Source organism: Campylobacter sp. IFREMER_LSEM_CL2101 (genome assembly GCF_025771825.1).
In the GTDB taxonomy this organism is placed as follows: Bacteria; Campylobacterota; Campylobacteria; order Campylobacterales; family Campylobacteraceae; genus Campylobacter_D; species Campylobacter_D lari_C.
The window spans coordinates 152,154-165,364 of record NZ_JAKMQZ010000002.1; the positions used below are offsets into that span (position 1 = coordinate 152,154).

Sequence of the window (13,211 nt, forward strand, 5' to 3'; positions counted from 1 at the left end):
AAGCAAGGATTAGCTATCTCTAAAAAGCTTCGTTGCTAAATGCGCTGCTCTACTATGATCAGTATCTTTTTTTAAGGTATTAAAAATTCTACCAATGTATTCTTCTAAGATTTGCTGAGAATTATTAACTTTTTCTGCTTCATTTAAAGCAACCTTGCGATATCTTCCTTCGCTATCTAACTCATAAGCCAAATCATTATCGCTTAATTGTAATTTTAAAATTTGAGCTAGTTTTGCACGCGAATGCTCATCAAAAATAGGAGTCATTAATTCTAGTCTTCTTTCTAAATTTCTTGGCATCCAATCAGCACTTGAAATAAAATAATTTGGCTCAGTGTGCTTAAAATATAAAATTCTAGCATGCTCTAAATATTTTCCTACTATACTTCTAACCTTTATATTTTCACTATATCCTTTTACCCCAGGTCTTAAACAACAAATTCCACGCACAATAAGATCTATTTTAACACCCTTATTTGAAGCATCATATAAAGCTTTAATCACATCACCATCTACCAAAGCATTCATTTTAGCTATGATTACTCCATCTTTTCCATGATTTGCTTCAGTAGTTATCATATCTAAAATTCTTTCTTTGATTTGCTTTGGACTCATTGATAAAGTCTTTAAGCGACGGCTTTTACTATATCCTGAAAGTATATGAAAAAAGGTTGTGGTATCTTGAGAGTATTCTTCTTTTGAAGTAAAATAACTTACATCAGTATAAATTTTAGCCGAACTTGCATTATAATTACCCGTACTTAGATGATTATAAATTTTTAATTTTTCCCCTTCTTTTCTAATCACTTGAGCCACTTTTGCATGTACTTTAAAACCCGTAATGCCATATATTACATGAGCTCCTGCATTTTCTAATGATTTTGCCCAGTGTAAGTTATTTTCCTCATCAAAACGCGCCTTTAACTCTACCATTACAGTCACTTGTTTACCATCGCTTGCTGCGTCAATTAAAGCTTGGACTATGTTTGAATTTTTTTCAACCCTATAAAGAGTCATTCTTATAGAAACAACCTTAGGGTCTTTACTTGCTTCTTTGATAAATTGATACACAGGTTCAAAACTCTCATAAGGCTGTATAGCCAAAATATCTTGTTTATCAATTGCGCTAAAAATAGATACATTATCTCCAAAAGGTGGTAAAATTTTTGGTGTATATACAGGGTTTAGCAAGTGTGTAAATTCTTTATTAGAAATAATTTGCCACAGTGATGGTAAATTTAAAAGTATGCTGTATTCGTAAATATCTTTATGAAAAATATTCATATGAGAACTTAAAAACTCAATCAACTGCTCATCTGCGCCTTTTTCTATTTGCAAGCGTATAAAAGCACCTTTTCTACGAAGCTTTAGACCCTGCTCTAAAATCAACATAAAATCATCAGCCTCTTCTTCTTCTATCTCCATATCTGCATTTCTGGTTACTCTAAAAGCAGCAGATGATAAAAGCTTATAGCCAGGAAAAATATGCTCAGTATGGTGACGCACTATACTTTCTATAGGCACATAAATATTCGAACTTACTTGGTAAAATCTTGGTAAAACCCTAGGTATGCGTATCATGCCAAATTTTAAAAGCTCAGGATGCATAGGATCACAAAGCTTTACTGCTAAAGAAAATGAAAGATTGTTTAAATGCGGAAAAGGATGGGTTGCATCAACTGCAATAGGTACTATCACAGGAAAAATATTAGAAAAAAAATGCTCATTACATTGCTGCTTTAAATCCTCATCAAGCTCTTCGTAAGAGCGAATAAATAAATTTTCTTTTTCTAAATCTTGAGTTATTTTAGTAAAATACTGCTCTACTACATATTTTTCTTCATGTAAATAATTTCTAATGGCTTTAAGTTGCGCAAGTGGTGTCATTTCATCATTACTTGCTGTACTTATTCCTGCTACAAAAAGCTGTTTTAATCCTGCTACTCTTATCATATAAAACTCATCTAAATTTGTACAATATATAGCAATAAATTTAAGTTTTTCGAGCAAGGGAAGATCTTTAGAGCATTGATCCAAAACACGAGAATTAAATGCAAGCCAAGAAAGTTCTCTATTGATATACATTGATGGTTGAATTTGCATAATACACCTACCTTATTTTCTAGTATTTAATATTTTAGTATTTCTTTCATTAAAATTTATTTTATTTTTATAATAGTAAATAAAATTATATAAAAAAATAATACTTTTTTTCTCTTATTAAAAAAATAATAAATGATTAATAAACTTATATTTACTTTTTAAGTTTTATAGTGTAATATAATTGCACTTAAGTTCTTGTAACTTAAACTTCATTCAAAGGAGAGACTTTGAAAAAAGCAAACTCAAAACTTTTTGCTGTTTTCCTCTTCTTACTTGTAATTTTAGCAGGCGTGGGAATGTATACTTTCCATAATGCCAAAGGCACTTCTTATTTTAGCGATGCTAGTGAAAGCTGTAATAATTGTCACATTATGAACGAAGTTTATAATGATTATTTGAAAGCTTCACACTCTAAAGAAGTTGATGGTAAGCCAAGAGCAACCTGTAATGATTGCCATTTACCACATAGCTTTTTTGAAAAATGGATTGCTAAAGCTCAAAGTGGCTTAGGACATGCTTATGCATTTACTTTCAAACTTGATTCTTTGCCTACGCATTTGAGTGCAAATGCAAAAAGTAAAGAAATAGTCCAAAATAACTGTATAGAATGTCACAAAGAAATTGCGAGTAACACTATCAACCCTACTCTAGATCCACATAAAGATAATGCTTTAAGTTGTGTATCTTGTCATCAAGGTGTTGGCCATAAGAGAGGATTTTAAATGAAAGGAGTATTTAATGAATAACAAAGGCATTTTATATAGTGCTATTAGTGCTACTATAGTAGCTATTGCGGGCGTATTGTGGTTAAATCAAGATATCACAGCCAAAACAAACGATTCAGTAGGTGGAATCATCTCTCAAGAAATTGTAAAACTCGGTGATGAAAATCCTACTTTTGATTATTGGGGAAAGAATTTTCCTGATTATTTAGATATGCACACAACAGTGGAAAAACAAGCACCTAATGCAACAGAATTTGGCGGGAACTTAGCTTATTCAAAACTAATTCGCTATCCACAATTAACTGTTCTTTGGGCAGGTTATCCATTTAGTATTGACGCTAATGAAGAAAGAGGTCACTTTTGGGTTCAAGTAGATCAAATGGATACAGCTAGAAACAATAAAGATTTCTTGAACGCACACGGTTTTGCAGGATTTGGTGGCCAACCAACAGCTTGTATGAATTGTCATAGCGGATGGACCCCTTGGCTTTTAAACAACACTGCAAAAGGTGATTGGGTAGCATTTAACTCTGCAAAATATTGGACTATGATTAAAACAGTTCCTGCAGTAAATGGAGCTAAAGAAAACTCACCTGAGCACAGTGGACCTCATGGTGGAAAAAGAATGGGTGTAACATGTGCAGACTGTCATAATCCAACAGACATGAGTTTAAGACTTACAAGACCAGCTTTAATCAAAGCATTAATTTCAAGAGGTTATGAAGCAGATGAAAAACAAGGCATTAAAGCTTCAAGAAGCGAAATGAGAACCTTAGTATGCTCTCAATGTCACGTTGAATACTACTTCAAACCAACAGGTACCAAAGTAAAAACTATCGGAGAAAGCATAGCTAATGATAGCTCTAAAAAATGGTGGAATGGTACTCAAAAAACTTATGATGAGTTTGATTCTTGGAGAGATGGAAATAAACCAATTGAAATCGAAGTTGATGGTATAGAACTAGCATTTCCTTGGAGTGAGTGGAAAAAAGGTGAGCCATTTAGAATAGAAATGTTTGATGATTATTATGAAAAAAATAGAGAAAATTTCCCAAGTGATTGGGTTCATAAAATCACTAAAGCACCTATGCTAAAAATTCAACACCCAGAAAGCGAACTTTATAGTGGCGGTGTACATGCTGCAAATGGTGTAAGTTGTGCAGATTGCCATATGCCTTACATTAGAAAAGGTGCAAAAAAAGTTACCAACCATAACATCACTTCGCCTTTAGTTGATATCAACTCAGCTTGTAAAACTTGTCACACTCAAAGCGAAAGCTATCTAGCTAAACAAGTAAAAGATATACAAAATTCAGTAGCTCATGATTTAAGAACAGCTGAATATTCTTTAGTAAGCTTGATTAAAGATGTAGAAACTATTCGCGCAGAGCTTGGAAAAATGCCTAAATTCCAAACTGATGGCAAAGCAGATGATGCTAAAATTTCAGCTGAATTAAAAGAAGTATTAGAACTACATAGAAAATCTCAAGTAAGAGCAGACTTTGTAGGTGCTGAAAACTCAACAGGTTTCCATAATCCTAGAGAAGCTTCAAGAATGCTTTTACAATCAGTTGATATGTCAAGACAAGGACAAACTAAACTAGTAGAAATTGCAGCCAAAAATGGTATTAAAGATTTCAAAACTTCAAATTTAGGTTTTGAAGATATTCAAAAATTAAATCCAGGTGAAATTCACTATAAAGTAGATTTAAACGGCAACAAAGCAGGTGATCGCTACTATAAACATCAAGAAGTAAATGGTAATCCACCAGCAAAACTTCTTGAAGATGATAAAAATCTAAAACCTTATAATTATAAAGTGATAGATTAATCAAAATAAACCCTCATAATCGAGGGTTTATTCTTTTATCAAACTTACATCCTCGCCTTTTAAAATTTTATTCATAGTGTTCATAGCACACATTTTTCCACACATTGAACAAGAATTAAGTTCTTCAGGCTTTCTTTCATTAAACATTTTTTTAGCCTTTTCTCCATCAATTGCTAATTTAAACATTTTTTCCCAATCAATATCTTGTCTAGCTTTACTCATTTCATCATCTATTTTTCTTTCTTTAGGAAGTTTAGCTATATCTCCTGCATGAGCTGCTATTTTAGTCGCTACTATACCATCTCTTACATCTTCTAAATTTGGAAGTCTTAAATGTTCAGCAGGGGTTACATAGCAAAGTATATCAGCACCAGCTGCGGCTGCCACAGCCCCACCGATTGCTCCACTTATATGATCATATCCTGCACCTATATCAGTAACCAATGGTCCTAAAACATAAAATGGAGCTCCATTGCAAATTCTTTTTTCAAGTTGCATATTAGCTTCTATTTCGTTAATAGCCATATGGCCAGGTCCTTCTATCATCACTTGCACATCTTGAGCCCATGCTCTTTTAGTTAATAACGAAAGTTCAATAAGCTCAGCAATTTGAGCTCCATCACTTGCATCATGAGTGCAACCAGGTCTTAGCGCATCGCCCAAAGAAAGTGTCACATCAAATTCCTTGCATATAGCAAGCAAATCATCATAATATTCATAGAATGGATTTTCAGCATCATTCATTTGCATCCAAGCATAAAGAACTGATCCTCCTCTTGAAACTATATTAGTAATCCTATCACACTCTTTAAAAACCCTAGCAGCACGAGAATTTATCCCTGCATGAATTGTCATAAAATCCACTCCACTTTTAGCATGATGATATACTACATCTAAAAAATCTTTTGCCTTAATATCTTTTAAATCTTTTTCCAAAAAACCTACCGCATCATAAACAGGTACAGTGCCTATCATAGCTTTTGAAGTAGCAATTAGCTCATCTCTAAAACGACTAGTTTTACCATAATTACTAAGATCCATAATAGCTTCTATATTAAATTTATGAGCCAATTCTACCTTTTTCATTTCTTCACTATAATCTACACAATCATTTGAAACACCTAAATTTACATTTACTTTTGTTTTAAGTCCATAGCCAATACCATTTGGGTCTAGTGCTTTATGGTTGATATTTGCAGGAATGATAATTTTTCCACATGCTATATTTTCAAGCAAAAAATCTTCACTTACTTGCTCTTTTTGCGCAACAATTTGCATTTGTTTTGTGAAAATTCCTTCTTTTGCATAAGACATTTGAGTTTTCATTTAAATTTATCCTTAAAATAAAATTTGGATAAATGAAGGGTATGTGAGTAGTTGATAAATTATCCCAACGCTAGCATTACCTAGTTCTGGTGCGGTCTAAGCTTTTAGCTTACTCTCAGCCTGTATCACAAGCTCCCGTCATTTATGCAAAGCAAGTATAGCAATAAATACAAAACAAAGTTTATTTTTTTATTTGATTTTTAGCTTGCTTGCTAAAATGTAACAATTCTTCGGTAGTTTTTATATAAAAAGGAATTTTTTTAAGACAGTATTTTAAAATTTCACTTGCAGCCAAAGCATCACTTAAGGCTCTATGATGCTTACTTTCGATACACAAAAACTCTTTTAGCGCATCAAGGCCGTATTTGGGACTTTCAATGCATTTTTTAGCTAAATCAATAGTACATAATCTTCTATTTAAAAGTACTCCAAAATCATTTTCATACATAGCTTTAGATATAAAATGATAATCAAAACGCACATTGTGTGCCACAAAAATGCTATCTTTTAAAAACAACTTAAAATCACTTAACACAGTTTTTAAAGAAGGAGCATTTTTTACCATATCCAAACTAATCCCGGTTAATTCTGTAATATTTTCAGGTATGCTTTCTACTTTTATAAAACTCTCAAATCTATCAATTTCTTTATAATTTTGAATTTTCACCGCACCTATTTCTAAAATTTGACCACTTTTTATCCCACCGGTGCTTTCAATATCTACAACACAAAAAATCTCATCTTTTATTTTTGTATTTTTACTTTTTAAGCACAAGCAATTTTGTGCATTAAGCTCTACCCCTAGCCCTAAAAGCTCAAAAATATATAAATCAAAATCATAGTGGTTTAATTCTTCTATTTTTGCAAGCTCTTTTAAGACCCAAGGAAAGGGCTTGTTTTCTTTGCTTAGCTTGATGATTAACTCATCGATTTGTTGTTGGCTCAAAATTCAAGCTTTAAAGAATTGATTGCTGTTTTTTTATCTTGCGAGGAAAAGATATAACTACCTGCGACTAAAATATCAGCTCCTGCTTCATCTAAATCAGGCGCGTTTAAGCCATTTACCCCACCATCTACTTCTATAAAAACTTTAAGATTTTTTCTATCTATCATTTCTCTTAACTGTCGAATTTTATCATACACTAAAGGTAAAAAACTTTGCCCACCAAAGCCTGGATTAACACTCATTAAAAGCACCATATCTACAAATTCTAAAATATATTCTATACTTGAAACTGGGGTATGTGGATTTAAAACAATAGCAGGATGAATGCCATTTTTTCTTATATACTCACACACTCTAATAGGATGATTTTCAGCCTCTAAATGAAAACTAATGAATTTTGGTTTTACCGGAATAAATAAATCCACAAAACTACTAACATTATGCACCATTAAATGCACGTCTAAAGGCACTGAAGTAATTTTTGAAATATTTTCAACTACACAAGGACCAAAAGTAAGATTTGGCACAAAATGCCCATCCATTACATCAATGTGTAACAAATCAGCCCCTGCTTTAGATACTTCTTTAATCTCATTTTCTAAATTTAAAAAATTTGCAGACAATAAACTTGGTGCTACATACATTTTATATCTCCAAATACAAAGTAAAAAATAATTTTATCATACTTATTATCAAATTTTCTTTATGTATTTTTGATAATATTTGATTTTTTTAAGCTTGCTTTAGATATAATGCTAAAAATTATTTTTATTTCATAAGGAAAAATTTATGTCAAGAATTTGCCAAATTACAGGAAAAGGACCTATGGTAGGTAACAATGTTAGCCATGCTAACAATAAAACTAAAAGACGCTTTTTGCCAAATTTAAGAACAGTTCGCATCACTTTAGAAGATGGAACTACTAGAAAAGTTAGAGTAGCTGCTTCAACTTTAAGAACACTTAAAAAGCAAAGTAGTAAATAATCCTTAATGTAAACGAGGAATTGTTATGTCTTTTTTGAAAAAGCTACAGAAATTCCTCAACTGGTCTCCTTCTCCAAAACCTTCAATTAATCTCAATGACGAGCTTTATGAGCAACTTAGATTTTTAAGAATTCCTCTTATTGCTGTTGTAATGATGACGCTAATTGGGGCTTTTGGTTATATGCTTACAAGTAATTACAACCTTAACGATGCTATTTATCAAGCTGGTATGACTTTTACCACTTTAGGTTATACTGAAGTTAATCCTATACCAACAGCAGGTAGAATTTTTACCGTTGTATATGTATTATTAACTTTTACAATATTTACTTTTTGTATGGGTTTGGTAATAGAAATAGTCAAAAAAGGTGTTTTGTCTAAGATCATCAAGGAAAGAAGAATGCTTCATAAAGTTGCAAGATTAAAAAATCATTTTGTAATATGTTACCATAATGATTTTACCATAGAATTAGCACAGCAATTTAGAGAAAATCATATTCCTTTTGTTGTAGTTGATGAAGTTGAAAATTTTAATGAGATTGCTGAAAAATATAATTATCCTTATTATATAGAAAGCGCACCTCATACTAATACAGCCTTTTTAAAAACCAATCTTTCTAGCGCAAAAGGCGTAATTACTCTTAGTAATAACATAGCAGATAATATTGCTATCATTGCCTCAGTAAGATTATTTGAAAAAGAATTACAAAGAATCAATCCTTATTTTATACTAGCTAGCTCAAGTAATGAAGATGAAACAGAAAAACTCAAAAAACTTGGAGCAAATTCAATAGTTTCTGCTACAAAATTAGTTGCACAAAGACTTAGCGCGATGTCAGCAAGACCGGATATGGAAAATTTATTAGAAAATTATCTTTATAAAAAAAATAGCCCTATTGATTTAGAAGAGGTTAAAATTCCTGATGAATCATGGGTAAGATTTAAAAGATTAAAAGAAATTCATTTAAGAGATATGGCAAATGTAAGTATAGTAGGAATTTTAGAAAATAAAAAATTCACACCCATGCCAAGAGGTGACACTTTAATAGGTACTGGGGCAAAATTATTAATCGTAGGTACAGCAGATAGTATAAAAATAGCCAAAAAGATTATCAAAAATAAACAAAAACCTGATGAGTTAAAATATATTTAACTTATTTTAAGTTATAATCAAACATTAATTTTAAAAAGGAGGCTTATATGCTACACGAATTTAGAGATTTAATCACTGAGTTAAAAGGCAAAGATATGCACTTTGATAAACTATTTGAAGAGCATAACGAACTTGACCATAAAATCAAAGACGCAGAAGAAGGCAGAATTCACTTAGATAGCTTAGAAATAGCTAATCTAAAAAAAGAAAAATTGAGATTAAAGGATGAGTTAAATACTTACTTATCAAATTATAAAAAATAATTCTCTGTGAAATTTTTACTTTAAGGATAAAACATGTTTGGAAAAAAAAGTCAATCAAAACAAGACTTTGAAGAATTACAAAATAAAATCAAAGAATTAGAAGAAGAAAACAAAAAACTTCTTTTGGAAAAGCAAGAATTAATTGAGAATTATGAAAAACAACTTCAAGGAAATTGCGGTAAAACTGAGCTTGAAACTCATCTTTTAGAAATGCTACTAGCTGGAGTTTTAAAAGGCATTTCAAATGTTCAAAGTGATATGCAAGAAAATGTCAATAAAGCAGAAATGATTTCTCAGTACTCTGATTCTTCTTTGGAAGATATGCAAGAATTAAATTCTATCACACATTCAATTATATCCTCACTTCAAAGCATTATTGAATCGGCTAATCGTTCAAGAGATACAGCAGGTAACTTACACCGCAGTGTTGATGAGATCACTAATGTTATTAACTTAATCAAAGATGTATCTGATCAAACCAACCTATTAGCACTAAATGCCGCTATAGAAGCTGCGCGCGCAGGAGAGCATGGTAGAGGTTTTGCTGTTGTTGCTGATGAAGTTAGAAAACTTGCTGAAAAAACACAAAAAGCAACATCAGAAGTAGAATTAAACATTAATCTACTCAAACAAAATGCAGATGAAATGTATGGACAAAGCGAACAAGTAGAAAAAGTGTCATTAGAATCAAACGAACACATAGTACAATTTTCTAGCAAATTTACTCAACTTATTTCAAATGCAAACTCAACTAGCTCGCACGCTAAACGTATTGCTTCTGAAATTTTTGTTTCTTTAGCTAAACTAGATCACGTTGCTTTTAAACTCAATGGCTATAATGAAATCATTCATGCTTCTGGTAAAGCACTATCTGATCATTTAAGCTGTAGACTTGCAAAATGGATCGCAGGAGTTGGTAAAGAAAGATTTTCTAGCGGAAGAGCTTTTGGTAAGTTAAATTTACCACACCAAAAAGTGCATGAAAATATCAACCAAGCTGTTGCTTTAGCTCATGATGAAGATACAAGCAACAAACTAGTACAAAATCAAATTTTAGACAAATGTTCTAATGCTGAAAAAGCCTCAGAAGATTTATTTAACATCTTTAAAGAAATGCTTGATGAAAAAGATCCAAACATTGAAAACAAGGAAGAAAAAAAATAAAAAGGTAAGATTAATTCTTACCTTTAAACCATAAATAAGCATATTCAAGTAAAGGAGTTTTGATAGGATTTTCTTTGGAAAATTTTTCAAAGTCTTTTCTTTTTATCCATACTGCTTGGATATCTTCTCCCTCAATTCCACCACCATGGCCAATTTTATTATCTTCATTAATTTCAGCATAGAATAAAAACTGTCTACTAACACCTGAACCAAAACCTGTATAAAATTCCCCTATTTTTTCTACAACCTTAGGAGCATAACCCAATTCTTCTATACATTCTTCTTTAGCTATTTCTTCCAAACTCAAATCTTTATCAACAAGCCCTGAACAAAGTTCTATACTAAATCCTATCTCATCTAAATACAAATTATTACGTTTTTGATAATCCCATAAAGGAATTCTAAATTGCTTTACAAAAACAAAAGAATCTTTTTGAGTATGATATAAAAAAACAGAAACACTATCTAATGCTTCTATAAAATCCCAAGTATATTTTTTATCATCTTTGCCTATATAAGTGTATCTTTTAGGTTTAATGTATTTTGAGTTGGAAAATTGCTCTTCTTGTAAATTTTTCATGTAAAATCCTTATAATTTTACATCTATTATAACAAAATAAAATGAGTATGGAAAAATATAAAAGAATTTAAAAGAGTTGCTACAAAAAGCAACTCTATAAAGAAAGCTAAAAAATATAAAGGCGGTTATTACATCATACCGCCCATGCCTCCCATACCGCCCATGCCACTCATATCAGGCATAGCAGGTTTATCTTCTTTGATTTCACTAATTGTAGCTTCAGTTGTTAAAAGCATACTAGCTACTGAAACTGCATTAAGTAAAGCTACTCTTTCTACTTTAACAGGATCAATAATACCGCTTTCAAGCATATTTACATATTCGCCTTTTGCAGCATCAAAACCGGTATTTTCTTCTTTACTATTTTCTACTGTATTTACAACTACACCAGCATCAAATCCAGCATTTTCAGCAATTTGTCTTAAAGGTGCTCTTAAAGCTCTTTCTACAATAGCAGCACCAATAGCCTCATCACCTTGCAAATTCAAGCTGATTTTTGATTTTGCTTTGATTAATGCAGCACCACCGCCTATTACTATACCTTCTTCAACAGCAGCTTTTGTGGCACTTAATGCATCATCAACTCTATCTTTTTTCTCTTTCATTTCAGTTTCAGTTGCAGCACCAACTTTAATCACCGCTACACCACCGCTTAACTTAGCTAGTCTTTCTTGTAGTTTTTCTCTATCATAATCTGAGCTTGTTTCAGCAATTTGAGCTTTGATTTGATTAATTCTTGCATCAATATTTGCTTTTTCACCTGCACCATTTACAATAGTTGTATTATCTTTGTCAATAATCACGCTTGAAGCTTGACCTAAATCTTGGATACTAGCACTTTCTAAAGTTCTTCCAAGCTCTTCAGAAATCACTTCACCACCTGTTAAAATAGCAATATCTTCAAGCATAGCTTTTCTTCTATCACCAAATCCAGGAGCTTTAACTGCTGAAATATTTAAAACACCTCTTAATTTATTTACAACTAAAGTTGCCAAAGCTTCACCTTCAATATCTTCAGCTATAATTAAAAGTGGTTTTCCTGTTTTTTGAATTTGCTCTAAAATTGGTAATAAATCTTTTAAGTTGGCAATTTTTTTATCAAATAACAAAATAAATGGATTTTGCAATTCAGTTGTCATTTTTTCAGTATTTGTAATGAAATATGGGCTTAAATAGCCTCTATCAAATTGCATACCTTCAACTACATTTAATTCATCATTGATTGATTTTGCTTCTTCAACAGTGATAACACCATCTTTTCCAACTTTTTCCATAGCATCAGCGATTAAATTTCCGATTTTCTCATCTGAATTTGCAGAAATTGTCGCAACTTGAGCTATTTCTTTTTTATCTTTAACTTCACGAGAAAGTTTTTTAAGTTCAGCTACTATAGCTTCGCAAGCTTTATCCATACCTCTTTTAACTTCAATAGGATTCGCACCTGCTGTAATATTTCTCAAACCTTCTTTAAAAATAGCATGCGCTAAAACTGTTGCTGTTGTTGTTCCATCGCCTGCTTGATCAGCTGTTTTACTAGCTACTTCCCTAACTAAAGAAGCACCCATATTTTCTAAAGAATCTTTTAATTCCACTTCTTTAGCCACACTCACACCATCTTTTGTGATAGTTGGAGCGCCAAAACTTTTTTGGATTAATACATTACGACCACGTGGTCCCATAGTAACTTTTACTGCATCATTAAGTTTTTTAACACCTTCATAAAGTTTATTTCTTGCTTCGTCTGAAAAAAATATTTCTTTTGCCATTTTTTATCCTTTTTTATTTAATAATCCCTAAAACATCATCAATATTAAGAACTAAATATTCTTCATTATCAAGTTTTATTTCAGTTCCGCCGTATTTTGCAAACATTACTTTATCATTTACTTTAATATCTTCTATTTCTTTACTCACTGCAACAACTTCACCATTTAATGGCTTTTCTTTAGCATTATCTGGTATAATAATCCCAGAAGCAGTAGTTTTCATTTCTTCTAAGCGTTTTACTAAAATGCGCTTTCCTAGAGGTTGAAAATTCATTTTTTATCCTTTCTAAAATGTGCCTTTTTTAGCACTCTTTGTTTTTGAGTGATAGAATTATACATTAAAGAAAGTTAATTGTCAATAAATTAAGTA

13 protein-coding genes, 1 pseudogene and 1 riboswitch are annotated in these 13,211 nt (G+C 31.5%); of the genes and pseudogenes, 7 read left to right on the forward strand and 7 right to left on the reverse strand.

Going from position 1 to position 13,211, the window contains the following annotated elements; translation table 11 throughout:
- Positions 1-9 precede the first annotated feature (9 nt).
- Positions 10-2,103 (reverse strand): RNA degradosome polyphosphate kinase, encoded by a 2,094-nt coding sequence (locus L8V88_RS02125; RefSeq protein WP_263726577.1) that lies wholly within the window; start codon positions 2,101-2,103, stop codon positions 10-12.
- A 227-nt stretch (positions 2,104-2,330) separates the two neighbouring features.
- Here L8V88_RS02125 and nrfH point away from each other — a divergent pair, with 227 nt between their 5' ends.
- Complete coding sequence (gene nrfH, locus L8V88_RS02130; RefSeq protein ID WP_039618639.1) at positions 2,331-2,825, forward strand: cytochrome c nitrite reductase small subunit; 495 nt, start codon at positions 2,331-2,333, stop codon at positions 2,823-2,825.
- Between the two features lie 16 nt (positions 2,826-2,841).
- Positions 2,842-4,659, forward strand: a complete 1,818-nt coding sequence (locus L8V88_RS02135) for an ammonia-forming cytochrome c nitrite reductase subunit c552 (protein ID WP_258107585.1) — start codon at positions 2,842-2,844, stop codon at positions 4,657-4,659.
- 27 nt (positions 4,660-4,686) lie between these two features.
- Here L8V88_RS02135 and thiC read toward each other — a convergent pair whose 3' ends face one another.
- The 3 genes from thiC to rpe all read right to left on the reverse strand — a co-directional run bounded on the left by thiC (position 4,687) and on the right by rpe (position 7,575).
- Positions 4,687-5,985, reverse strand: a complete 1,299-nt coding sequence (gene thiC, locus L8V88_RS02140; protein ID WP_258107586.1) for a phosphomethylpyrimidine synthase ThiC — start codon at positions 5,983-5,985, stop codon at positions 4,687-4,689.
- 44 nt (positions 5,986-6,029) lie between these two features.
- Positions 6,030-6,134, reverse strand: a riboswitch (TPP riboswitch).
- 32 nt (positions 6,135-6,166) lie between these two features.
- Positions 6,167-6,931, reverse strand: coding sequence for a 3'-5' exonuclease (locus tag L8V88_RS02145; RefSeq protein ID WP_263726578.1), 765 nt, complete (start codon positions 6,929-6,931; stop codon positions 6,167-6,169).
- Positions 6,928-7,575 (reverse strand): ribulose-phosphate 3-epimerase, encoded by a 648-nt coding sequence (gene rpe / locus L8V88_RS02150; RefSeq protein WP_263726580.1) that lies wholly within the window; start codon positions 7,573-7,575, stop codon positions 6,928-6,930. Before rpe ends, L8V88_RS02145 begins: the two co-directional genes overlap by 4 nt.
- Before the next feature lie 145 nt (positions 7,576-7,720).
- Between rpe and rpmB the strand changes: the two genes are divergently transcribed.
- The 5 genes and pseudogenes from rpmB (at position 7,721) to L8V88_RS07980 (ending at position 10,495) form a co-directional block, all read left to right on the forward strand.
- Complete coding sequence (gene rpmB, locus L8V88_RS02155) at positions 7,721-7,915, forward strand: 50S ribosomal protein L28 (protein WP_012661734.1); 195 nt, start codon at positions 7,721-7,723, stop codon at positions 7,913-7,915.
- A 25-nt stretch (positions 7,916-7,940) separates the two neighbouring features.
- A complete protein-coding gene (locus L8V88_RS02160) occupies positions 7,941-9,068 on the forward strand; it encodes a potassium channel family protein (protein ID WP_263723602.1) in 1,128 nt (375 codons plus the stop codon).
- Positions 9,069-9,115: 47 nt separating this feature from the next.
- Complete coding sequence (locus tag L8V88_RS02165; RefSeq protein WP_012661736.1) at positions 9,116-9,331, forward strand: YdcH family protein; 216 nt, start codon at positions 9,116-9,118, stop codon at positions 9,329-9,331.
- Positions 9,332-9,760: 429 nt separating this feature from the next.
- A pseudogene (locus L8V88_RS07975) lies at positions 9,761-10,048 on the forward strand (methyl-accepting chemotaxis protein); the annotation flags it as partial.
- 66 nt (positions 10,049-10,114) lie between these two features.
- Complete coding sequence (locus tag L8V88_RS07980; RefSeq protein WP_412175396.1) at positions 10,115-10,495, forward strand: CZB domain-containing protein; 381 nt, start codon at positions 10,115-10,117, stop codon at positions 10,493-10,495.
- A 10-nt stretch (positions 10,496-10,505) separates the two neighbouring features.
- Here the strand turns inward: L8V88_RS07980 and L8V88_RS02175 are convergent, their stop codons facing one another.
- From L8V88_RS02175 to groES, 3 genes are all read right to left on the reverse strand, one after another.
- Positions 10,506-11,075 (reverse strand): NUDIX domain-containing protein, encoded by a 570-nt coding sequence (locus L8V88_RS02175; RefSeq protein WP_263674675.1) that lies wholly within the window; start codon positions 11,073-11,075, stop codon positions 10,506-10,508.
- A 128-nt stretch (positions 11,076-11,203) separates the two neighbouring features.
- Positions 11,204-12,841, reverse strand: a complete 1,638-nt coding sequence (gene groL, locus L8V88_RS02180; RefSeq protein WP_257403999.1) for a chaperonin GroEL — start codon at positions 12,839-12,841, stop codon at positions 11,204-11,206.
- 13 nt (positions 12,842-12,854) lie between these two features.
- Entirely contained in the window at positions 12,855-13,115 is a 261-nt protein-coding gene (gene groES, locus L8V88_RS02185; protein WP_263708095.1) for a co-chaperone GroES, read from the reverse strand.
- Positions 13,116-13,211 lie beyond the last annotated feature (96 nt).